The 21506-nt window shown below is 63.1% G+C and carries 21 protein-coding genes and 1 pseudogene; 16 read left to right on the top strand and 6 right to left on the bottom strand.

Annotation, left to right across the window (positions count from 1 at the left end):
• Positions 1-36 precede the first annotated feature (36 nt).
• On the top strand, positions 37-1086 hold the full coding sequence (ccsB, locus tag EH165_RS12055) for a c-type cytochrome biogenesis protein CcsB (protein ID WP_124799662.1): 1050 nt from the start codon (positions 37-39) through the stop codon (positions 1084-1086).
• A gap of 108 nt (positions 1087-1194) precedes the next feature.
• On the opposite strand, the gene EH165_RS12050 is transcribed toward ccsB, so the two are convergent.
• The gene (locus EH165_RS12050; protein ID WP_124799661.1) at positions 1195-1416 is read right to left on the bottom strand and encodes a hypothetical protein; all 222 of its coding nucleotides are present in this window, start codon (positions 1414-1416) and stop codon (positions 1195-1197) included.
• 198 nt (positions 1417-1614) lie between these two features.
• Positions 1615-1818: a BldC family transcriptional regulator gene (locus tag EH165_RS12045; RefSeq protein ID WP_124799660.1), complete on the bottom strand. Its 204-nt coding sequence runs from the start codon at positions 1816-1818 to the stop codon at positions 1615-1617.
• A 662-nt stretch (positions 1819-2480) separates the two neighbouring features.
• Here EH165_RS12045 and EH165_RS12040 point away from each other — a divergent pair.
• From EH165_RS12040 to EH165_RS12030, 3 genes are read left to right on the top strand one after another with little or no spacing between them, the layout of a single operon-like run.
• Positions 2481-2981, top strand: a complete 501-nt coding sequence (locus EH165_RS12040; protein ID WP_124799659.1) for an Lrp/AsnC family transcriptional regulator — start codon at positions 2481-2483, stop codon at positions 2979-2981.
• 57 nt (positions 2982-3038) lie between these two features.
• Entirely contained in the window at positions 3039-3485 is a 447-nt protein-coding gene (locus EH165_RS15830; protein WP_206425940.1) for a DUF4229 domain-containing protein, read from the top strand.
• A gap of 37 nt (positions 3486-3522) precedes the next feature.
• Positions 3523-4647 (top strand): PLP-dependent cysteine synthase family protein, encoded by a 1125-nt coding sequence (locus EH165_RS12030; protein WP_124799658.1) that lies wholly within the window; start codon positions 3523-3525, stop codon positions 4645-4647.
• Positions 4648-4670: 23 nt separating this feature from the next.
• Here EH165_RS12030 and EH165_RS12025 read toward each other — a convergent pair whose 3' ends face one another.
• From EH165_RS12025 to EH165_RS12015, 3 genes are all read right to left on the bottom strand, one after another.
• Positions 4671-5555 carry a 1,4-dihydroxy-2-naphthoate polyprenyltransferase gene (locus EH165_RS12025; protein WP_124799657.1) on the bottom strand — a complete coding sequence of 295 codons (885 nt, stop codon included), beginning with the start codon at positions 5553-5555 and terminating at the stop codon, positions 4671-4673.
• A 133-nt stretch (positions 5556-5688) separates the two neighbouring features.
• The gene (gene menE / locus EH165_RS12020; RefSeq protein WP_124799656.1) at positions 5689-6945 is read right to left on the bottom strand and encodes an o-succinylbenzoate--CoA ligase; all 1257 of its coding nucleotides are present in this window, start codon (positions 6943-6945) and stop codon (positions 5689-5691) included.
• Between the two features lie 11 nt (positions 6946-6956).
• The gene (locus EH165_RS12015) at positions 6957-7916 is read right to left on the bottom strand and encodes a 1,4-dihydroxy-2-naphthoyl-CoA synthase (RefSeq protein WP_124799655.1); all 960 of its coding nucleotides are present in this window, start codon (positions 7914-7916) and stop codon (positions 6957-6959) included.
• A 120-nt stretch (positions 7917-8036) separates the two neighbouring features.
• On the opposite strand from EH165_RS12015, the pseudogene EH165_RS12010 reads away from it, so the two are divergent.
• Together EH165_RS12010 and menD are read left to right on the top strand one after the other, a co-directional pair.
• Positions 8037-8950 (top strand): annotated as a pseudogene (locus tag EH165_RS12010) (o-succinylbenzoate synthase).
• 64 nt (positions 8951-9014) lie between these two features.
• On the top strand, positions 9015-10682 hold the full coding sequence (gene menD, locus EH165_RS12005) for a 2-succinyl-5-enolpyruvyl-6-hydroxy-3-cyclohexene-1-carboxylic-acid synthase (protein ID WP_124799654.1): 1668 nt from the start codon (positions 9015-9017) through the stop codon (positions 10680-10682).
• 323 nt (positions 10683-11005) lie between these two features.
• Here the strand turns inward: menD and EH165_RS12000 are convergent, their stop codons facing one another.
• Entirely contained in the window at positions 11006-12319 is a 1314-nt protein-coding gene (locus tag EH165_RS12000) for an isochorismate synthase (protein ID WP_124799653.1), read from the bottom strand.
• Positions 12320-12583: 264 nt separating this feature from the next.
• On the opposite strand from EH165_RS12000, the gene EH165_RS11995 reads away from it, so the two are divergent.
• The 10 genes from EH165_RS11995 (at position 12584) to EH165_RS11950 (ending at position 21474) form a co-directional block, all read left to right on the top strand.
• The gene (locus tag EH165_RS11995) at positions 12584-13846 is read left to right on the top strand and encodes an NAD(P)/FAD-dependent oxidoreductase (RefSeq protein ID WP_124799652.1); all 1263 of its coding nucleotides are present in this window, start codon (positions 12584-12586) and stop codon (positions 13844-13846) included.
• Between the two features lie 161 nt (positions 13847-14007).
• The gene (locus EH165_RS15825; protein WP_206425939.1) at positions 14008-14799 is read left to right on the top strand and encodes a hypothetical protein; all 792 of its coding nucleotides are present in this window, start codon (positions 14008-14010) and stop codon (positions 14797-14799) included.
• A 48-nt stretch (positions 14800-14847) separates the two neighbouring features.
• Positions 14848-15450 carry a DUF3592 domain-containing protein gene (locus EH165_RS11985; RefSeq protein ID WP_124799651.1) on the top strand — a complete coding sequence of 201 codons (603 nt, stop codon included), beginning with the start codon at positions 14848-14850 and terminating at the stop codon, positions 15448-15450.
• A gap of 10 nt (positions 15451-15460) precedes the next feature.
• On the top strand, positions 15461-16153 hold the full coding sequence (locus EH165_RS11980) for a class I SAM-dependent methyltransferase (RefSeq protein ID WP_124799650.1): 693 nt from the start codon (positions 15461-15463) through the stop codon (positions 16151-16153).
• A gap of 214 nt (positions 16154-16367) precedes the next feature.
• On the top strand, positions 16368-17648 hold the full coding sequence (locus tag EH165_RS11975) for a geranylgeranyl reductase family protein (protein WP_124800496.1): 1281 nt from the start codon (positions 16368-16370) through the stop codon (positions 17646-17648).
• An 89-nt stretch (positions 17649-17737) separates the two neighbouring features.
• Positions 17738-18106 (top strand): NADH-quinone oxidoreductase subunit A, encoded by a 369-nt coding sequence (locus tag EH165_RS11970; protein ID WP_124799649.1) that lies wholly within the window; start codon positions 17738-17740, stop codon positions 18104-18106.
• Positions 18107-18120: 14 nt separating this feature from the next.
• Complete coding sequence (locus EH165_RS11965) at positions 18121-18690, top strand: NuoB/complex I 20 kDa subunit family protein (RefSeq protein ID WP_124799648.1); 570 nt, start codon at positions 18121-18123, stop codon at positions 18688-18690.
• Positions 18687-19397 carry an NADH-quinone oxidoreductase subunit C gene (locus tag EH165_RS11960; RefSeq protein ID WP_124799647.1) on the top strand — a complete coding sequence of 237 codons (711 nt, stop codon included), beginning with the start codon at positions 18687-18689 and terminating at the stop codon, positions 19395-19397. The genes EH165_RS11965 and EH165_RS11960 overlap by 4 nt, the downstream gene beginning before the upstream one ends.
• Complete coding sequence (locus EH165_RS11955) at positions 19394-20737, top strand: NADH-quinone oxidoreductase subunit D (RefSeq protein ID WP_124799646.1); 1344 nt, start codon at positions 19394-19396, stop codon at positions 20735-20737. Before EH165_RS11960 ends, EH165_RS11955 begins: the two co-directional genes overlap by 4 nt.
• Positions 20734-21474, top strand: a complete 741-nt coding sequence (locus EH165_RS11950) for an NADH-quinone oxidoreductase subunit NuoE family protein (RefSeq protein ID WP_124799645.1) — start codon at positions 20734-20736, stop codon at positions 21472-21474. The genes EH165_RS11955 and EH165_RS11950 overlap by 4 nt, the downstream gene beginning before the upstream one ends.
• Positions 21475-21506: the final 32 nt, after the last annotated feature.

Below are 21506 nucleotides of genomic sequence, written 5' to 3'. Positions count from 1 at the left end.
GTGCACGCTGCACCCCTGAAAGGCCGGAACGCGAACATGACAATTGATGCTGGACTTGCGACTGTGTCCGATCAGCTCTTCGGAGCTGCTGCCGCCAGCTACACGCTGGCCCTCCTGTGCGCCGCGGTGGAATTTTCCTCCCAACGGAGCAAGAGGGCACTGGCTCATGCCTCTGCCGAGGTCGGTGTCGAAATGTCCGCCCGTGAATACGCAAGTGTTGGCGCCGCGGGTGGCTACCTGACGAAAGACGGCACCCCGACCGGCGATCCCGTGATCGGTACCGCGATGCCGCACGAAAGCATCGGCCGCGTTGATAAGGCCAGCGAACCGGGCTGGGGTGAGCGCTTTGGCAAGGTTGCGCTGGTCGTCACGGTTCTCGGTTTCTTGGCCCACATCGTCTCCATCGTGACCCGAGGGATGGCAGCGGGTCGCGTGCCGCTGGGCAACATGTACGAGTTCACCTCGCTGATTTGCGCCACCGCGGTCGGCGCATGGCTGTTCTTCAAAATCCGGCAGCGCACGCTGGCCATCGGGGTTTTCGTCATGGTGCCCGTCATTATTCTGATGTACGTTGCCGGCGCCGTGCTGCACGTCGAAGCAATGGACGTTCAGCCGGCTCTTAAGTCTTATTGGAAGTGGATCCACGTCAGCACGGTGTCGCTGTCCAGTGGGATCCTGATGTTCTCCGGGGTCGCCTCACTGCTGTACGTGCAGCGGGCGCGTTTCGAGCGCAAGGGCAGTAACCCCAAGTCGGTCTGGGCGAAACTTCCTGAGCTCGCGACACTCGACCGCATCGCTTACCGCACCGCAATTATGGCCTTCCCCCTGTTCACCTTCGCCGTCATCACCGGCGCTCTCTGGGCCGAGGTGGCGTGGGGCCGCTACTGGAACTGGGATCCGAAAGAAACCTGCGCATTTGTGACGTGGGTGGTCTACGCGGCGTATCTGCACGCGCGGTCTACCGCTGGCTGGCGTGGTTCGCGGGCCGCTTGGATCTCGGTGTTCGGGTTCGTGACGGTGCTGTTCAACCTGTTCTTCATCAACATTGTGGTGGCTGGGCTGCACTCTTACGCCGGGCTGAACTAGGTTCAACCAAGCCTTGAACCGAAGTTGTTGTGTGAGCTAGGGAAATGCAAGCGGGGCCGGCGCGAATATTCATCGCACCGGCCCCGCTTGCATGTGTTAACTGAGGTTCTAGCTCTTATCTTCGCCGCCACCGCCGCGGAGTTTGCGGTCAATTTCGTTCAGGAAGTCCGCGTCGTCGTCCGGTGCTACCGGGCGAGTGGGTCTGGGCCGCGGGCGTGGGCGGGGCGTTCCCCCGTTACCGCCGGATCCATCCCCTTGGGAGCCCAAACCGCGCCAAGTTAAACCAACCACCAACATGGCTACTAACAACGCTATGAGCAGATATGGCATGAACTCCTCCTTCTGCTTTTCAGGATACCTACGGGTACTTCCAGGATACCCACACGCCCAGCGGGCAGGTGGTGGGCCAGTGATAGGGGCCAGATACGCAGGAAGGCTGTGAGGGAATGGAATCTGCCATCAATTCCTTACCTCACAGCCTTAGTTCCTGCCGAGCTCGAGTGCTCGGGGCCTGGTACTCGCCCAGTGTTAAGCGCTGTACCGCGCGTCCTCAGTGAGCTTCTCGAGCATGGAACGGACTTCGGCCTCGCGGAATCGCCTGTGCCCGCCCGGCGTCCGAATAGATCCGATTCTGCCTGCTGATGCCCAGCGTGTCACCGTCTTGGGGTCGACCCGGAACATCAGTGCCACTTCTCCAGGGGTCAAAAGTCGTTCGCTAGTTTCGATCGACATGCTGCCGCCTCCTCATTGGGCCTCAACTGGCCATCCTGCCAAGCGGCAGTACGTCGAGTATGCGACATACGACGCCAAATACTCAATATCGAACGTCGGCGACAAAGGGCATTTCGCGAGGTTTGACTGTTACCCGAATGGCTCAGCGGCCTACAACTAACAGTGAATTAGGGCACAAAGTTCACATCAAACATACGGCTGTATCGGTGGCCCAATGCTCTAAGGAGTGAAAAGAGGATTCAATGTCAACAGAGCGAATGCAAAAAAACTTGCAAAGTTTTTTCTGGCGAACGGTGCAGATTCGGGGCCGGGGGGCAATGCCGCCGAAATTGCTTGTTAGATTTTGTTGAATTCCTGTGGCTTTCTCCTTTATCTGTGCTGAAGGACGCCAGTGCTTTCCACCCGCGCGTGCGTTTAAGTCCGTCCGTGATGGAATCGACCTTGAAATAATCCGTCAGAGTCGTAGTGTGTGCCGAGTGCTTGCAGGTCAGTGATGTGACTACGGTCTGTTGAGCATCTGTAGACAGCGGGTGAGAAGTCGCGTCGATCGGCGCCGTAGGCTCTCCGGCATTTGGAGGGAACGGGAGAAGTGCGGCGCCCTAAAATGAGGAGCTGAGGCGCAACCGGCAAATACTCACGCTGCAGAGAGGCAACTTACGATCATGGACCATCTCGACAAGCAACTCATTGATGCGCTTCGCGCCGATGGGCGGGCCAGTTACGCGGAGTTGGCCAGGGCAGTGGGGCTTTCGTCGTCTGCGGTGCATGAGCGGGTGGCAAAACTCGAGTCCTCAGGCGTCATCACCGGCTATCGCGCGGTGGTGGCGGCGGCAGCTGTCGGATTCGGAGTAACCGCAATGATTGCCATCGAACCGGGGGAAAACGGCAAGGACTCCGATATCGCACGGGCGTTGGAAACCTTTCCGGAAATCGAGAGTTGCTACGGTGTCGCCGGCAATGAGGCGTTTGTAGTCACCGTCCGGGTGCCGTCGGTCGACGACTTGCACCTGATGCTCGGGCGCTTGCGGGCCATTGATGGTGTCGCTCGCACCAGAACGACGGTGGTGCTCTCCACGTGGTTTGAGGGACGACAACATCGACTGACCAGCCCGGGTGAGGACGCCGGCGGATCGCCCGCCAGCGGTCGAGGATCTGCGAAGTAGCTCACTAACGGTCAGGCTTTCCGTCGCCGCGGGGCTGGCTCGCCTACCCTGGGATGTGTGGAACCCACTGACGAGAATCATCCGGTCAAGCCCGGAAATCCGCACAACCAATCTGTCGACCAGGGTGCATCCGCACCACTGGCGGGCTTCGCGCGGACTGAGCCGGACTCCGAGCCAGCCGGCGTTGTCGATGGCCGCGCCGCGGCTACCGCAGCAGCTCCTCCCACGGGCACTGTGTCGCTGGCAGCCAGCCCTGCGTCGAAGAAGCGGCTGCGGAAGGCCATTGCCGTGTACACGGCGTGGCGGCTGCTTCTCATAGTTGTCGTCACTGCCGTGGTGAGCATCTTCCTGCCGCCGATTGTGGCACTGGTATTCGGCATCATCATGCAGATGCCATTGTCTCTGCTGGTGTTGACGAAGCCGCGTAACGAACTCTCCGCGGCGCTCGAGACATCGCGCAACGTCGAGCGCGCCAACCTGCGAGCGGCGCTACGCGGGGACTGAAGCACGCGAGAGGTCTCGGCGGCCTTAGGCTGCTCAAATGACGACTGACATCCCAGCGAGCGTGCCCGATCACACCATCTCGTTGAGCCGCGTCGATCCGGCCGAACGGGAATGGGTGGCGTCAGCAGTCCACAAGATCGAGGCTGACGCACAGCGAAGCGCCGACACGCACCTCATTCGATTCCCGTTGCCGACCTCCCTGGGTGTCGATTTGTACCTCAAGGATGAGTCCACCCACGTCACCGGATCGCTCAAACACCGTTTGGCGAGATCGCTGTTTCTCTATGCGCTGTGCAACGGCTGGATGACCTCGCACACCACGGTGACAGAGAGCTCCTCGGGATCTACCGCGGTGTCCGAGGCATATTTTGCCAGGCTCATCGGGGTGCCGTTCATCGCCGTAATGCCAGCGCGAACATCACAGGAAAAGATCGCCCTGATCCAGGCGCAGGGCGGCACCTGCCACCTGGAGGACGACCCGTGCGCAATCTATGACGTTGCGCGCGCTCTGGCTGCCGAGTGCGGCGGCCACTATATGGATCAGTTCACCCACGCTGAGCGTGCCACCGACTGGCGAAGCAACAACAACATCGCGGAGTCGATCTTCACGCAGCTAAGCAAGGAGGAGCACCCTATTCCACGCTGGGTGGTGGTTGCCGCGGGAACGGGAGGAACAAGCGCAACGATCGGTCGTCATATCCGATACAGCGGGTATCAGACCCAATTGTGCGTTCCCGATCCGGAAGGGTCGGTGTTCTTCGAAGCGTGGCGCGACTCGGATCCGACAAGGACCGGGGTGGGCTCGCGGATCGAAGGAATCGGGCGGCCGCGCGTGGAGCCGTCATTCGTCGGGCAGGTGATCGACGAGATGGTGCAGGTACCGGACGCCGCGTCGGTCGCCACCATCCGCGAGGTTGAAGTGCTGACGAAGCGACGAGTCGGCGCGAGCACCGGGACTCATCTCTGGGCGGCCTTCGGGTTGGCTGCGCAGATGGCTGCGGCGGGCGAGCGAGGATCGATCGTCACGCTGCTGTGTGATGGCGGCGAGCGCTACGGGCAGACGTACTACAACGACGCCTGGGTGGCGGAACAGGGCTGGGATCTGCAGCCCTATCGCGGCATCGTCCGGGAGTTCCTAGCAACCGGAACCTGGCGCGGCTGAGCGGGCGGTAAGCAGGCGCAGGGTCATGCCGCCGTGGTTGTATTCAACAAAAGGCCAGCGGTGAGAAGCACCGCGTAGACCAGTTCTAGGCGTCCGGTGGCGCCGAGGACGGAGATCAGCTTCGGTCCGCGGGCGCCAGCGAGCACACTTCGGATCGGTGGCACGGCCAGCGGCACCGCCAAAAGCGCGATCAGGCACCAAGGATGGCGAATTCCGACTACGACAACTGCCAAGAACGCAACTGCGATGATGACGGCGTAGAGCCGGCGGGTCATCGGCGCGCCGAGTAGGACAGCGAGAGTCCTTTTGCCGCTCTCGGTATCGGATTCGACATCGCGCAGATTATTTGCCACGAGCAACGCGCACGCTAAAAGGCCGATGCCAATGGCCCCCGCGAGCGTGGTGACCGAGGTGCGTCCGGAGAGGATGTAGGCAGTTCCGGTCACGGCGACCAGGCCGAAGAAGACGAAAACGAAAACCTCGCCGTAACCGGCGTATCCGTAGGGCGAGGGACCGCCGGTGTAAAACCAGGCCGCGGCGATGCTTGCAATCCCGACCAAGATGATCCACCAGGCTGATGTCAACGCCAATGTGAGACCTGCTGCGCCCGCGATGCCAAAGAACAGAAAGGCGGCGGCCTTGACCTGTCCGGGGCGGGCGGCGCCGCTGCCGGTGAGGCGCATCGGCCCCACCCGGTCGGTGTCGGTACCACGGATACCGTCGGAATAATCGTTGGCGAAGTTGACCCCGATTTGCAGCGCTAGCGCTACTACCAGGCACAACACCGCCTTCCACCAGGAAAACCCGCCGAGGGCGTGGCCGCAGCCGGAGCCGACTAATACGGGAGCGATAGCCGCGGGGAGGGTGCGGGGGCGGGAAGCGGAAAGCCAATCAGCAGGTGTAGCCACGCCTAGAACCCTAGTTGGGTCGGCGCGGAGGACCGACCGCTGCAGGTCAGGGGCGCTGTGGTGGGCGTCAACACGGCGCGGACTAGCTGATCCTGTGCGACGGTGCCCGATCGGAGGAGCAGGCGCCAGAGCCTCACTTCAGGGTGTGCGCCGCGAGGTCGGCAAGCGCTGCACGGTCATGCTTGCCGGGGCCACGGGTTGGGAACTCATCGACCAACAGCAGGTGTTTGGGCGCGGCGACAGTTCCCAGCACGAACGATGCCGCTGTGCGCAGGGAGGCGAGTGTGGGCGGCTGGCTGTGACTGTTGGCAACTACGACGGCGACGAGCACGTGGCCCCATTCGTCATCGGGAATGGACGTGATCACTACATCTCGGACGCCGGGAACCGCTGCCAGGACGGCTTCTACAGCGATGGGGGCGATCTTGGCGCCGCCGGTGATGATGAGGTCGTCGATACGGCCGATGATCTCCACCCGACCGTCCAGCGAACGGCGGGCAATGTCGTCGGTACGGAACTGGCGCAGCGCGGGTGCCCGCCCGTCACGCTTGCAGGTGGGTTCGGGGGGACGTGTCGTGAAGGCTGGGTGGCCGGGCATGCCGCGGTATCCGCGGGCGACGCTGGGGCCGAAGAGCCAGACCCGGCCTCCGGCGGGGACGTCAACCCAGGAATCAATGCTGTCGAGCGGGAGACCGTCGTAGAGGCAGCCGCCGCAGGTTTCGCTCATGCCGTAGCTCGTGACGATGGTTGCTCCAGCATCGCGTGCCTGCTGGAGTTGGCCGGGCGTGGCAGCCGCACCGCCAACGAGCACCGAGGTGAAGGTTGCGAGCGCCGCCATTGCCTCCGGCACCGGCAACAGTCGCTGCAGTTGCGTGGGAACAAGTGAAACAAGGCGCGGCCCGGACGGCATCGCGTGCACCGCCGCGATGAACTTGCCGGGGGTGAAACTTGTTGCGGTGTCGAGGATGCAGGGCTCCGCTCCGTCCCGGGCGGCGCGCAGCAGCACGTTCATGCCAGCGATGTGGTGAGCGGGCAACGCGAGCAACCACGTGGCGGGTTTGTCGCCAGCGAGCCGGGAGTGGGCCGCAGTCGCCGATGCGGAGAGGGCCCCGGTGGATAGGAGGGCCCCCTTCGGAATGCCACTGGAGCCGGAGGTGGCAATGACGAGGGCGGTGGGATCTGAGTCGTCGTCCTCTCCGGCGTCAAGGGCTTCGCCGGCTCGGAGGGTCTGGCACAGGGTATCGGCGAGCGCGGGGTTACCGGATGGCACGGGAAGCAGTGCGGGCCCCGTGCCAGCCAATGCAGCGGCGAGCGGCTCCAGTAGGCCCAGTACAGCGGGTCCGGTCGGAACCGGGAGTGCCTGCAGGGTCCGGGATGTCTTGTTAGCCAAGGGTCCTCATCTCAGAATGCCCACGGGTAGTCGCTGAAATCAGCAGACCTTTTCTGTAGGAAGGAGTCCCGCCCTTCGACGGCTTCGTCAGTACCGTAGGCCAAGCGCGTAGCTTCGCCCGCGAACAGCTGTTGCCCGACCATGCCGTCATCGGTGAGGTTGAAGGCGTACTTCAACATCCGTTGCGCGGTAGGGGATTTCGCGTTAATCATGGCGGCCCATTCGAGGGCGGTGGCTTCAAGGTCGGCGTGCGGGACCACTTCGTTGACGGCGCCCATCGCGTGCATCTGCGCGGCGGTGTACTCGCGTCCAAGGAAGAAGATTTCGCGGGCAAATTTTTGGCCCACCATTTTGGCCAGGTAGGCACTGCCGTATCCACCGTCGAAGGAGCCGACGTCTGCGTCAGTTTGTTTGAACCTGGCGTGCTCGGCGGATGCGAGGGTGAGATCGCAGACCACGTGCAGGGAATGCCCGCCGCCGGCCGCCCAACCGGGCACCACGCAGATGACGATTTTCGGCATGAACCGGATCAGTCGCTGCACTTCAAGGATGTGCAAGCGGCCCGCACGAGCAGGGTCGGGGACCGACTCGGCGTCGTCCGACCCAACAAGTGCGTACTGGTAGCCGGTACGGCCACGGATCCGCTGGTCCCCGCCGGAACAGAACGCCCAGCCGCCGTCCTTGGCGGACGGACCATTACCGGTGAGCAATACGCAGCCGACACTGCTCGTCATTCGCGCGTGGTCGAGTGCGCGATAGAGCTCGTCAACTGTCTTGGGGCGAAAGGCATTGCGCACTTCGGGGCGGTCGAAGGCGATGCGGACGGTGCCCTGATCGACGGATTCGCCAGCGGCGTCGAGGCCGACGTGGCGGTGGTAGGTGATATCGGTGAAGTCGAAGCCAGCAACCTCACGCCATTGGGTGGGGTCGAAGATCCCGCTTACTGCGGGATGGGTTCCTGGTTCGGCCATGGTTTCGAGAGTACTTGCCTTTGGGCTGTGCCCGGTTCGGCGCTGCCAGCGGGCAGGATGGGCTAAGTGAATGACGATCTGAGCGAGCTGTGGGATACCGCCGAGAGTTTTGCACTGCCAATGAAGATGCGCTTTCGCGGCATCACAGTGCGCGACGGCGTTCTGCTGCGCGGACCTGCGGGGTGGGCGGAGTTCGCCCCTTTCCACAACTACACCGACCAACAATGCGTGCCGTGGCTGCTGGCGGCCGTGGAGGCCGCGACGGTTGGCTGGCCCCAGCGGTTGCGCGACTCTATAGAAGTGAACACGACCGTGCCGGTGGTATCGCCGGAGAAGGCGTATGAGCTTGTGACGGCTTCCGGTTGCCGCACCGCCAAGGTCAAAGTAGCCGACCCTGGGTCGGTGCCGGGTCACGACGTCGAAAGGGTCGCCGCTGTCCGCGACGCATTGGGTGCCGGCGGCAAGGTGCGGGTGGATGCCAACGGTGCGTGGACTGTGGACGAGGCGATCGCCGCGATCCGTGCACTCGATACCGCTGCAGGCGGGTTGGAATACGTCGAGCAGCCGAGCGGGACGGTGGCTGAGCTGGCCGCTGTGCGACGAGCGGTCGACGTACCCATCGCCGCCGACGAGTCCATCCGCTTGGCCGCTGACCCCTTGCTGGTGGCGTTGGCGGGCGCGGCCGATATTGCGGTGCTGAAATGCGCCCCGCTCGGTGGGGTCCGTGCTGCCTTGGACGTGGCGGCGGCCAGCGGATTAACGGTGGTGGTGTCGTCCGCGCTGGATACATCGGTGGGTCTGACCGCAGCGTTGGCTTTGGCCGGCGCCCTGCCAGACCTTCCCTACGCCTGCGGTCTGGGGACAGGAACTCTCATGACGGCGGACGTCTCGTCATCTGCGCTGCTTCCCATCGGGGGCGGATGACGGTCCCGAGAGCGGCGCCAGAGCCCGATCTCCTTGCCCACGTCTGCGCTTCCGGCGAAGTGGCCAATTATTGGCGTGCCCGACTTCGGCGGGTGGCGGCGCTCCTCTGACGAGCCTGGGGCCGTCCCGGCTGTGTACCTGGGGCCGTCCCGGCTGTGCTGCACAATGACAGATGTGAACCCGTCCACCGCGATAGCGCAAGTCCTTGTCGATGAATTGATCGCCTGCGGGGTAACCGAGGCGGTGTTGTCGCCCGGTTCTCGCAACGCCCCGCTGTCGATGGCGTTGCACGCTGCTGATGCTGCGGGCCGGATCAGGTTGCACGTGCGGATAGACGAGCGGACCGCGGGTTTCTTGGCGTTGGGCCTGGCCAAAACCTCAGAACGCCCCGTGCCCGTGGTCACCACCTCCGGTACAGCGGTGGCCAACCTCCATCCGGCTGTGGTCGAGGCCGACCTGTCAGGGGTTCCGCTGTTGGTCCTGAGCGCCGATCGGCCACCGCAGTTGCGAGATGTTGGCGCAAACCAGGTGATTGACCAGGTGCGGCTATTCGGCAATGCGCTGCGCTTTTTCCACGAGTTCGAGACCCCCGCACAAATTCCCGGCCAGAATGCGCGGTGGCGCTCGATGGTGTGTCGATCCATCGCCTACGCCACGGGCGCGGCGGGTGCGCCGGGTCCGGTACAGCTCAATCTCTCACTCGCCGAGCCGCTGATGCCAGACAGTTCGCTTCAAGCCTGGCCGGAATCGCTGCAGGGTGTCGGATCCGCGTGGACCGTCATTGATCTCCCAGGTACGCAGTCTGCCGGAATTGACATGCCCGATGATGACGAAAAGTGTTTGTTCGTCGCCGATTTCGCGCACCCACTGGCGGCAGTGGTCGCTGCCGCTGGGTATCTCGTCATTTCCGAGGCCGGTGGCGCCGCTGGCACCCAGGTGCTTGCCGCTGGCATGCACCTGCTTGCCGACGCCGCGTTTATGGCGGAACACCGACCCGACCGGGTAATCGTGCTCGGCCGCCCGACGTTGTACCGGCAGGTCACCGTGCTGCTGACCAATCCTGCGGTCACAGTCGACGTGGTTGCGGAGCCGGTGGGGTGGCGGGGGATAGCTGGCAACGCCCGCCGGGTGTCGGCGACTCTGCAGCCCCTCGGTGAGGGCGATACGGGGTCGAAGTGGCAGCTGGCCTGGTCGAGGGCCAACATGTTGGCCCTCGACGCACTCACGAAAGTACTTGATGCCAGCCCTATTTCGGCCTCACCCCGGCTAGCCCGCGAACTGGTGTCGTTACTCCCACTTGGTAGCAACCTGATAGTTGGCTCCTCCCAACCAGTTCGAGATGTCGGCCTCGCAGCCGGCTCGCGAGCTACGCTGCAGCTCAGCGCGAATCGGGGTGCGGCAGGTATTGATGGCACCAACTCCACCGCGATCGGCACGGCGCTCGCCGCTGCGGGTCCCTCGTTCGCCTACGTTGGCGATGTCACTTTCCTACACGACCTGACGGGGTTGGTGATCGGACCGGCCGAGCCCCGGCCAAACCTGACGATCGTGGTGTCCAATAACGACGGTGGCGGTATTTTCAGCACGCTGGAGTCGGGGGACGCTGCGCATGCTGCTGCGTTTGAGCGGGTATTCGGTACGCCGCATAGGGTTTCGTTGGCAGGAGTGGTTGCTGGTCTGGGCGCCTCGTACGCGCGGGTGGAGACCCCGGCAGAACTTGCGCGTGCGATAGGTGAGCGTGGTGGTATCCGCGTCATCGAGGTTCGCACTACCCGCGACGACCTGCGCGCACTCAATGGCCAGCTCAAAGCTGCGGTGGCTGCGGCGCTGGCAGGGCTCTAGAGGCAGAAACCCTTCTGGTAGCAAAACAGGCCCGGCACCTCGCGGTGTCGAGCCTGTTTCTTTTGTGCCGTCAGGCGGAATCGAACCTCCCACATCGCCCATACTCAACTGCCACACCGAAGTGTCGTCTGTCGGTGGTCTCCCACCATCGCATCCAGGGCCGGCACTTCATTGAACCTCGGATTTGGGGGCATACTTCCCAATCCGGGCCCGAAGTGGTCTAACTCACGCGCACCAACGCGGGTTATACCCATTTGCTGGCCCACAGGGTTTCACCTTGCACTCGGCGCGATAGCGGGCCACCCGTCTTAAAGCCTGGGCTCTCACCCTTCGAGGGCGTCGCGGACCGGAATCATCTTGATCTGCGCCTCGCGGGCTTCTTTCTCCGGGTCGGAGTCGGCCATGATCCCGCAACCCGCCATCATCCGAACCGTGTTTCCGGAAATCTCTGCGCACCGCAAGGCGATCGCGAATTCGCCTTCGCCGGCGGCATTCATCCAACCCACAGGTGCGGCGTAACGTCCGCGTTCCATCGGCTCGAGCTCGCGGATGAGCCCTCTCGCAACGTCTTTCGGGAACCCGCCCACAGCAGCAGAGGGGTGTAGGGCCGCGGCCAGTGCCAGCGCCGAAGTGGATGGCCCATCAGACTCAGCAGGCAGGGTGCCGGTGATATCGGTAGCCAAATGGGTCAGGTTTGCCAGCGGTAATGCTCGGGGTGCGCCCGGAACCTGCAGGTCTGCGCTGACTGCGCCGAGAACGGAGGCCACGGAATCCACCGCGTAAGCGTGTTCGGCCAAATCCTTGCTCGAAGCGAGCAGCCCCGTTGCGACCGTGCCAGCGGTGTGGGCCCCTGCCCGGTCCGACCAGGCCGTGCCAGCCAGCACCCGGGAGCTGATCCGCAACCCCCTGCGGCGCAACAGCATTTCCGGAGTCGCGCCAACAAGTCCGGCCACGGCAAACGTCCAGCAGGTGGGGTAAGCCTGGGAAAGTCGAGACAACACGTATCGCTCGTCGACGACGTTTTCGGCCGTCGCTACAAGGTCGTGTGCCAGCACCACCTTTTTGAGTTCGCCCGCGCGGATCCGGCTGATCCCGGCGGTGACCGCTTCGATGTAGTCGCTCACCGAGACTGCGGCGTCGGAATAGCTAATCCGCCCGGGCGCGGTGACTGGGACAAGCTGCGCAGGGGGCGCAGCCATAGTTGCGGGCCCGATTGTCGTCCGGAACCTACGCCCGTCCCGGCTCCCAAGCACCGTCTGCGGTACCAATGCCACCGAGGTATCGGTGTCGTCGAATCCCAACGATATGAAGACGATCGGTCCCGATCCGGGCACGCCGACGTCATCGCTCACGATCAGGTCTGCTGAGAGGTCAGCCCACCAGGCGGCGATGTGGGCGGCTGCATCGGGTCCGGATGCGGTGAATGAGGCATATGTGCCCCATCCCACTAAGCCTTCGCCTTCGGAAAGGAAGGACAGCACGCCGGTCGGGACGGGGACGTTGGTGAGGAGGTCGTCACGACTTCCGGGGAGCTGGACCGTCACAGCAGTGAAAGCCGCAGGCCGGGACGCTGACTCGACCGTTGGCTGTGGCGCCAAGTCGATCGTCTGCGCGGAGGGAAAAAGGGAGGCGGACATGACATTCCAGAGTAGTCGGCACCGGACGCAGAGTGCAGTAAAGCTGCGCGGCAAGGTAATCTTAAAGTAATGAGGTGGGCAACTTGGTGCAGCTTCGCAACGGTGCGATCACTGTGCCAACTCAACTCCGCGCCAACTCAACTCCGGGCCAGGCGGGGCCGCGGCGCGCAGCATTTGCCCGCGAGAAATGTGATCGCCTCCTACTAAGTTCTCCAAGGTATTCCAGAGAGTAATTCCAACGCAGTAACCGTGAAAGGGAAGTACATGAAGCTGAGCAACACCGAGCCCATAAAGCCCCAGCGAGCTGTCGTTGTAGGTGCTGGCATGGTCGGGCTTTCGACCGCCTGGTTCCTGCAGGACGCCGGAGTCGAAGTGGTGGTGATCGACCGCGAGGGAGTGGCTGCCGGTTCGTCATGGGGAAATGCCGGTTGGATCTCGCCAGGCTTAGCTATTCCATTGGCCGAACCCAGCGTGCTGCGATACGGAGTGAAAGCGCTGCTGGACAAGAACTCTCCGCTCTACATCCCATTTAAAGTAGACCCCGCGCTGTGGCGCTTCATGCTCGGATTCGCGCGACGCTGCACCATGAGTACTTGGCGCAAGACGATGGCGTCGTATGTGCCGGTCAATCAGATGGCGATCGCGGGTTTTGATGAGCTGGCCGCCGGCGGCGTCACTGCTCCGACCCTCGACGCGCCGATCATGGCCGCATTTGCCAAAGAATCAGATTCCGGCGGCCTCATTGCTGAAATCGGGCATATCCGCGAAGCCGGTCTGGATTTGTTAGTCGAGACAATCGACGGCGCTGCGTTGCGGGCGCAGGTGCCGATTGTCGCTGGCGACGTTGAAATGGCGATCAAGATCTCTGGCCAGCAGTACATCAACCCCGGCGAGTACCTGAAATCCCTGGCAGCATCCTTTGTCGCCAAGGGCGGTCAGATCAAGACCGGCAGCGCGGTGCGCACCATCAATGCCGCTGACGGCGGGGTGGTCGTTGAGATGGCGGACGGCGCCCCGGTCCGCGGGGATGCGGTGGTTATCGCGACCGGCGCCTGGCTGCCAGATCTGGCGAAGCAATTCGGGGTGAAGGTTCCCATGGTCGCTGGCCGCGGCTATTCGTTCAGCGTTCCGGTCGAAAAAAGTGTGCCATGTCCGGTCTATTTCCCGCTGCAACGAATTGCCTGCACGCCTCTCGGGGACCGGCTGCGGGTGGCCGGGACGATGGAATTCCGCAACGCCGACGACCCTATCTACCAGGCTAGGGTCGAGTCGATTGTGACCGCGGGCCGGCCACTGCTGACAGGCGTTGACTGGGACAACCGGCAAGATACGTGGGTCGGTAGCCGCCCGGTAACCGTGGACAGCCTGCCACTGGTCGGCGCCACCAAGGTTCCCGGTGTCTATGTCGCTGGCGGCCATGGGATGTGGGGCGTTTCCCTGGGCCCCATCACCGGAAAGCTCCTGGCCGAGCAAATGATGACCGGGAAGGTCCCCGCTGCGTTAGCGCCGTTCAACCCGGTGCGCTGACGACTCAGCGGGTAGACACCACAACCCCTCGGATGGGCACTAGCTCCTTCGCTGCTACTTTTGCCGGGAGCGACAGCAGATTGAGCTAGGCCCGTTCGATGAGCGGTATGTACTAGATGGCTCGATCTGAGCCCACGGACTCTGGGTGAGAAGGTAACTCCATGTACGAAGGCAACACGTGGGTCCCTCCGCAAGCCGCACCCCCACAGGGCCCACCGCCGCAGCCTAAACCGAGGAAATCACGCACCGTCCCCATACTGGCTGCCGGGGCGCTCGTTGTCGCAGCTGCCATTCTTGCCAGCATTTTTTTAATCAAGCCCGACCTGCAGGCTGGGACAGCAATGGTGGACCCGGTGGCGTCCAGTGCCGCAGCCTCGAGTGCGGCGGCGTCCAGTGCCGCAGCCTCGAGTGCGGCAGCCTCGGCGAGTACTTCCCGTAGCGCCGCCACGCCACCGCCACAAGCCGACCCCAAACCTGGGCGAATCGTGTCCGACATGTATTTCCACGAGGATCTGGGTGCCCAGTGGGATCTCGTCATTGACAAGCCCGGCGAATACACGTTTCAGCACGGCGATACCCCTTGCTTTGTCTATATCGCTCAGCCGGCCGATCTGTATGACGAAGCTTCTATTCCGACTGATTCGCAAATCGCCAAGAAATATCTGCTGCGCATCGCCAAAACGTTTTCCAGTTCTGACCCAGTCGTCAGCGAGGACTTCCAGCGGATGTTCGGAGTCGCTGAGGAGCCAGCGGCTCCGGGGATCAGCAAGGTCACGTTCACGGGTGTCAATGTCCAGTACAACGAGGACACTCAAGGCCAAGTGCTGGCCTACCGCAACGGCGCCTACGCACTTATCGTGGGCATTACCTGCGGGGGTGGTCAGTGGGCCGCACAAAACGATGCACTGATGCAACCAGCATTGGATCAGCTCACCGTCAAATTGTATCTCTAGCTTTTGTACGCCACGCGTTCATTTCGCCCCGGAGCTAAGCTGACGCGCGTGACACCCGACGCGCCCGCTGTAGACGTTCGGCGCCGGTTGCTCGGTCCCACCCTCTTTCACTCCGCAGCCCGCCTCGTTGTTGTGGTGGCTGCGATCCTGACGGGCCTGATGCTGTCCCTCGGAGTTGGGATGTGGCGTAACGACGCAGCCATCGACGCTCACCCGGTGCGGGCCACCGGCACAGTCCTTTCGGTATCGGCGCTGCGGACCGGAGTGGAATATGTTGACAACGAAGGCGTCTCGCAGCGGCCGCCAGCAGGAATTCTGTATCCGGGCGACTTGATTGTCGGGCAGCAGTTCCTGATCGAATACGACGCCGAACACCCCTCCTTGGCCCGAGTGGCCGGCCGCAGCGCTGCTGACGGCCTCGTGATGCTGCTGATCGTTGTCGTGACGAGTTGGGCGATAGCCGTTCCGGCCTTCTGGTTACTGCGGCGGCGTGGTCGCGGGCAAGGGGTGAGGCAGGCACGCAGACACGACGCAGCTATCGCCGCAGTGTTGGGTGGCAGGGCTGAGGGCTCCAAGACCGACGGACGGCCCGTACCGGCCGAGTCGCCTGTGCCGCAGCAAACAACCACCGGCGAACCTGCGAGCCAGTAAGCTGGCGGTTATGGGAAGAGCCGGTCTGGAGAAAGATCCGCAGCAGGTCGCCGGCATGTTTGATGAGGTTGCCGACGGCTACGACCGGGCGAATACCTTTATTTCGTTTGGCCAGGACAGGCGCTGGCGTCGTCATATGGTGCGCACCCTGCAGTTGATGCCCGGTGCCAAAGTCCTCGACGTCGCTGCTGGGACCGCGGTGTCGACGTCCGAACTTGCCACCTCGGGAGTGTGGGCAGTCGCCCTCGACTTCTCCCTGGGAATGCTGCGGGCAGGATCAAAGCGCCAGGTACCCAAGGTTGCCGGTGACGCGATGTATCTGCCGTTCGCCGACGGCACGTTTGACGCGGTGACGATTTCGTTCGGCCTGCGCAATGTGCAAAATCCGAACGCCGCCTTAGCCGAATTCGCTCGCGTCACGCGCCCGGGTGGCCAATTGTTGGTCTGCGAGGTTTCTCGACCCAGGATGGCGATTCTTCGTTTTGGCCACCGCGTCCACCTGCGTAAAGTGCTTCCGATGCTCGCTCGACGGTTCTCTACCAACCCCGAGGCCTACACCTACCTGGGAGAGTCCACCGAGGCCTGGATGGACCCGAAGACGCTGGCGCACACCATCGCCGATTCCGGCTGGAAGTCTGTCGCCTGGCGCAGTATGACGTTCGGCGTGGTCGCGCTGCACCACGCTATTCGCGACGAATCCTGATTCCTTTTCAGCACTGCGTTAGCAGGTCAGCGCGCCTCGACGGGCGAAATCCGGTGCGGTGTGCCCACACCCCGGGTGTCAGCCTCGTGTGAGGCGTCCTACACTTACCCCTGTTGCGTTAGTGAACGACATCACAAGCTCTTCGCTGGGCCTACGCCCCGCCCGAATTGCCAGTAATGATTGTTCTGTGGACACCACTGGAAATAAGGACATCATGCAAGCGCCCCGCTCTGACAACACCGCCGACGTTATCGTCGTGGGTGCTGGCCCGGCGGGCTCGACCACGGCAACCTATCTGGCCAGAGCCGGAGTTGACGTGCTGCTCTTGGAGAAGAGCACCTTCCCCCGCGAAAAGGTCTGCGGCGACGGCCTGACCCCGCGCGGCGTCAAGCAACTGTTGGCGCTGGGCGTAGACGTCAGTTCCTCGGACTGGGTGAAGAACAAAGGCCTACGAGTGGTCGGTGGCGGCGTCAGCCTCGACCTTGACTGGCCAGAGCTGACCAGTTACCCCAACTTCGGGGTAGTACGCGCTCGGCTGGATTTTGACGAGATGCTGGCCAACCTCGCCGTTGGCGCCGGAGCCCGGATGCGGCAGGCCACCAACGTGGGCGCGCCCATCCTGGACGACAAGACCGGCCGCATTACCGGAGTAAACGCCAAGACCGCCGACGGCCCTGTCACCTTCCATGCGCCGCTGGTGATCGCCGCTGACGGGGTCTCCGCGCGCACCGCCATCGGGATGGGCTTGGAGAAGAACGAGAAGCGTCCTATCGGGGTCGCCGTCCGCCGCTACTACCAAAGCCAGGTCCGCACCAACGACGAGTATCTCGAGTCCCACCTTGAGCTCTGGGATCGCTCCGACCCCAAGAATCCGATCCTGATGCCCGGCTACGGCTGGATCTTCGGAATGGGCGACGGCACCGTCAACGTCGGACTCGGCGTTTTGAACTCGTCCAAAGCATTTGGCCGCACCGACTATCGGGCGCTGCTGAAGGCTTGGATGGCTGGCACCCCCGAAGAGTGGCAGCTGAACGAGGAGACTGCCACCGGCGGTATCCTCGGCGCCGCGTTGCCGATGGGCTTCAACCGCACCCCGCACTACAAGGACGGTCTTCTGCTCGTCGGTGACGCCGGCGGATCGGTGAATCCGTTCAACGGTGAAGGCATCGGCTACGCGATGGAGTCAGCGTCGATGGCGGCCGAGGCCATTTTGCAAGCGCTGGGCCGACCCGACGGCTTGGGCCGGGAACAAGCCTTGGCCGGGTATCCGCTCGCAATGAGCGATCACCTGGGGTCCTATTACCGGTTGGGCAACGTGTTCTCTAAGCTCATCGGGCAGCCGAAGATCATGGCGGCGGCTACCAAGCTTGGCCTGCCGCGCAAGAAGCTGATGTACCTGGTGCTGAAGTTGCTTGCTGGCCTGTACGACACCCGAGATGGTGACTGGGCCGACAAGATGGTCGTCGCATTAACCAAGATGGCCCCCCGTGTCTAGCGGGCCGCTTGGGGGGAACCGGGCCTAGAAACCCGGCCCACCCCCACCTCACTGAGATCCATCGCCGCCGCTGGAAGGAAGTACCGCTCGTGTTAGATGCCTATCTGCCGATCTTGATATTGCTGGTTCTCGCCGCCGGATTCGCCATCACCAACGCGACGGTCGTGACTGACAAGATCGGTCCGAGTCGGTACAACCGGGCGAAGCTCGATGCCTACGAATGTGGAATCGAGCCCACCCCCCTTCCAGCTGGCGCTGCGGGACGTTTCCCGATCAAGTTCTATCTCACCGCCATGCTGTTCATCATTTTCGATATCGAAATTGTCTTCCTGTACCCGTGGGCCGCCTCGGCGGAACAACTCGGGGTACTTGGATTGGTGGAAATCGGTACCTTCATGGCCACCGTATTCGTCGCTTACGCCTATGTCTGGCGCCGCGGCGGACTGGACTGGGATTAGGAAACGGGCGCGCTATGGGAATCGAAGAGAAGCTTCCGAACGGTGTTTTGCTCACGAGCGTTGAGAAGTTGGTGAACTGGACCCGCAAGGCGTCCCTGTTCCCGGCGACGTTCGGCCTGGCGTGTTGCGCCATCGAAATGATGACGACGGGCGCGCCGCGCTATGACTTGGGCCGGTTCGGGATGGAAGTATTCCGGGCGTCCCCGCGGCAGGCGGATCTGATGATCGTGGCCGGCCGGGTGTCGCAGAAGATGGCGCCCGTGCTTCGCCAGATCTACGACCAGATGGCGGAACCGAAGTGGGTTATCGCGATGGGCGTGTGCGCGTCATCCGGCGGGATGTTTAACAACTACGCGATCGTGCAGGGCGTGGATCACATTGTGCCTGTTGACATGTACCTGCCGGGCTGTCCGCCGCGACCCGAGATGTTGATCGACGCCATTCTCAAGTTGCACGCGAAAATTCTCGACGACCCGATGGGGCCCAAGCGGGCCGCGGAGTGGGAAGAACAGGGCAGGCGCACCGAGCTGATCGCCTCGAGCATCAAGTACGGCCCAGAGTCTCGGAAAAAGGCCGCCAAATGACGAATCCACCCTCCATCCAACCGGTGGCGAAAACAGCGACCCGGGAGGCCCCGACCACGGGTGTTGAGCGCTCTGGGATGTTCCACTCCGCAGACTCGGGGGATACCTCCGGCTTCGGCGGCCTGGTCACCGCGCCCTACACACCTGTCCCCAGCGACCGTCCTTTCGGCGGCTACTTCGACGAGGTGGCGGATGCGCTGACGGCTGCGATGGCAGAGCGCGCCATCCCGTCAAGTGCGATCTACCAGACGACCGTCGCGCACCGAGAGATCACCTTTTACGTTGCGCGCGAACATCTTCGCTCATTGCTGTGGGCCCTGCGCGACGACGCCGCGCTGCGCTTCGAACTGGCCTCCTCCATCTCCGGAGTGGACTATGGCGAGGGCGTGCCGCAACGACTGCATTCGGTGTACCACCTGACGTCGATGACGTACCGCCGCCGCATCCGGCTTGAGGTCGCTGTCGACGTCAGCGATCCGCACATCCCGTCGGCGGTCGAGATTTACCCCACCGCGGACTGGCACGAACGCGAAACCTGGGACATGTTCGGCATCATCTATGACGGCCACCCGGCTCTCACCCGGATCCTGATGCCGGACGACTGGGAAGGTTTCCCGCAGCGCAAGGATTATCCACTCGGCGGCATTCCCGTCGAGTACAAGGGCGCTACTATCCCGCCACCGGACCAGCGGAGGTCGTATTCATGACAACCCACACCGGACCCACCCCGGCTTCGAGTTACAAGACCACCGAGGGTCGCGTATTCACCGTCACCGGCGGCGACTGGGACGCCATGCTGTCCGACATCGCAGGCGGTGACAACCCCAATGACGAAGAACGCCTCATCATCAACATGGGTCCGCAGCACCCGTCGACCCATGGCGTGCTCCGGCTCGTGTTGGAGATCGAGGGCGAGTCGGTGGTGCAAGCCCGCAGCGTCATCGGTTATCTGCACACGGGTATCGAGAAATCATGCGAGTACCGCAACTGGACCCAGGGCGTGACTTTTGTGACCCGCGCCGACTACCTGTCGCCGTCCTTTAACGAGGCCGCCTACTGCATGGCGATCGAAAAGTTGTTGGACATCGAGGTTCCACAGCGCGCGGAGACGATCCGCGTGCTGCTGATGGAACTGACCCGTATCTCTTCGCACCTGGTCACCATCGCCACGGGCGGGATGGAACTCGGCGCACTGACGGGGATGACGGCCGGCTTCCGCGAGCGTGAAGAAGCTCTGCACCTGATGGAGTTCCTCACCGGCCTGCGGATGAACATGGCGTTCATCCGTCCCGGCGGCGTCGCGCAGGATCTGCCTGCCGGATCCCGCGAGCGAATTCAGGCGTTCCTTGACGTCATGGACAAACGGATGCCGGAGTACGACAAACTCCTGTCTGGGCAACCGATTTGGAAAGCCCGAATGCAGGGCATCGGCGTCCTGCCGTTGGAAGGCTGCATGCAGCTGGGGATCACCGGGCCGATTCTGCGCAGCGCGGGCTTGGCATGGGATATCCGCAAGACCGAACCGTACTGCGGCTACGAAACGTACGATTTCGAGGTTCCGACCTCCACCGACGCCGACTGCTACGCGCGATTCCTGTTGCGGCTAGAAGAGATTCACCAGTCGCTGAAGATCATGAAGCAGGCCATGGAGCGCCTTGACGAGCCGGGACCGGTGATGGTCGCGGATGCAAAGATCGCCTGGCCCGCGCAGCTGTCGATCGGTTCGGACGGGATGGGCAACTCGCTGGAACATGTCCGCAAGATTATGGGCCAGTCGATGGAGTCGCTGATTCACCACTTCAAACTGGTGACAGAAGGTTTCTCCGTTCCCGCGGGACAGGCCTACGTCGCGATCGAGAACCCGCGCGGTGAAATGGGTTGCCACCTGGTTTCGGCCGGCGGCACCAGACCGTGGCGAGTCCACCTGCGCGACCCCGGCTTCGTCAACCTGCAGGCTATGCCCGCCATGTCGGAGGGCGGGATGATCGCGGACCTGGTGGCCGCTGTCGCCTCCATCGACCCCGTGATGGGAGGAGTGGACCGATGAACACCCGGATCGGGGTTCCCGAATTCCTCGACACAGGTTTCGTTTTCGACGCCCTGACCGCCGAGCGAGCGGTGGAACTAATAGGCCGTTACCCGGTGGCCCGGTCGGCGCTGCTGCCACTGCTGCACTTGGTGCAGTCGGTGGAGGGGTGCGTTTCCGTCGCGGGCGTTCAGTTCTGTGCGCACGCGTTGAAACTCGAGACAGCCGAAGTCGCAGCGGTAGCGAGTTTCTACACGATGTACAAGCGCAAGCCCTGCGGCGAGCACTTGGTCAGCGTGTGCACCAACACCCTCTGCGCGGCATTGGGCGGCGACGCTATCTACCGCACGCTGAGCGAGCATTTGGGCGTGGGGCAAAACGGTACCGCTGGGGAGGCGGGCACCACCGGCTCCATCACGTTTGAATCAGCCGAGTGCCTGGCGGCGTGCGATCATGCACCGGTGGTGACCGTCAACTACGAGTTCTACGATCATCAAAGTCCGGACAGCGCACTGGATCTGGTGCAGGCGCTGCAGCGCGGCGAGAAGCCGGACCCCACCCGGGGCGCGCCGTTGACGGACTTTCGAACGGCATCCCTGGAGATTGCTGGCATCTTTGAGAACTTAACTGCCGAGGTTGAGGGCCCGTCCGCGACGGACCAGACCCTGCGCGGCAGTGTTCTCGCGCACGACAACAACTGGCAGGCGCCAGCAATGGCCGAATCCGTCGAGCTCCCCCCGGTGCCCGAAAAGAAGTAGCCCGACCTCGTTTATCGGCTGATTTTTTCGGC

The organism is Nakamurella antarctica (assembly GCF_003860405.1).
Classification (GTDB): Bacteria; Actinomycetota; Actinomycetes; order Mycobacteriales; family Nakamurellaceae; genus Nakamurella; species Nakamurella antarctica.
The sequence above is the reverse complement of the archived record's forward strand: the minus strand, read 5'-3'. Positions and strand labels throughout refer to the sequence as shown.

Coding starts and splice junctions, on each gene's coding strand:
- ccsB (WP_124799662.1), top strand. CDS start 37: ATGACAATTGATGCTGGACTTGCGACTGTGTCCGATCAGCTCTTCGGA.
- EH165_RS12050 (WP_124799661.1), bottom strand. CDS start 1,416: ATGCCATATCTGCTCATAGCGTTGTTAGTAGCCATGTTGGTGGTTGGT.
- EH165_RS12045 (WP_124799660.1), bottom strand. CDS start 1,818: ATGTCGATCGAAACTAGCGAACGACTTTTGACCCCTGGAGAAGTGGCA.
- EH165_RS12040 (WP_124799659.1), top strand. CDS start 2,481: ATGGACCATCTCGACAAGCAACTCATTGATGCGCTTCGCGCCGATGGG.
- EH165_RS12030 (WP_124799658.1), top strand. CDS start 3,523: ATGACGACTGACATCCCAGCGAGCGTGCCCGATCACACCATCTCGTTG.
- EH165_RS12015 (WP_124799655.1), bottom strand. CDS start 7,916: ATGGCCGAACCAGGAACCCATCCCGCAGTAAGCGGGATCTTCGACCCC.
- EH165_RS12000 (WP_124799653.1), bottom strand. CDS start 12,319: ATGTCCGCCTCCCTTTTTCCCTCCGCGCAGACGATCGACTTGGCGCCA.
- EH165_RS11995 (WP_124799652.1), top strand. CDS start 12,584: ATGAAGCTGAGCAACACCGAGCCCATAAAGCCCCAGCGAGCTGTCGTT.
- EH165_RS15825 (WP_206425939.1), top strand. CDS start 14,008: ATGTACGAAGGCAACACGTGGGTCCCTCCGCAAGCCGCACCCCCACAG.
- EH165_RS11980 (WP_124799650.1), top strand. CDS start 15,461: ATGGGAAGAGCCGGTCTGGAGAAAGATCCGCAGCAGGTCGCCGGCATG.
- EH165_RS11975 (WP_124800496.1), top strand. CDS start 16,368: ATGCAAGCGCCCCGCTCTGACAACACCGCCGACGTTATCGTCGTGGGT.
- EH165_RS11965 (WP_124799648.1), top strand. CDS start 18,121: ATGGGAATCGAAGAGAAGCTTCCGAACGGTGTTTTGCTCACGAGCGTT.
- EH165_RS11960 (WP_124799647.1), top strand. CDS start 18,687: ATGACGAATCCACCCTCCATCCAACCGGTGGCGAAAACAGCGACCCGG.
- EH165_RS11955 (WP_124799646.1), top strand. CDS start 19,394: ATGACAACCCACACCGGACCCACCCCGGCTTCGAGTTACAAGACCACC.
- EH165_RS11950 (WP_124799645.1), top strand. CDS start 20,734: ATGAACACCCGGATCGGGGTTCCCGAATTCCTCGACACAGGTTTCGTT.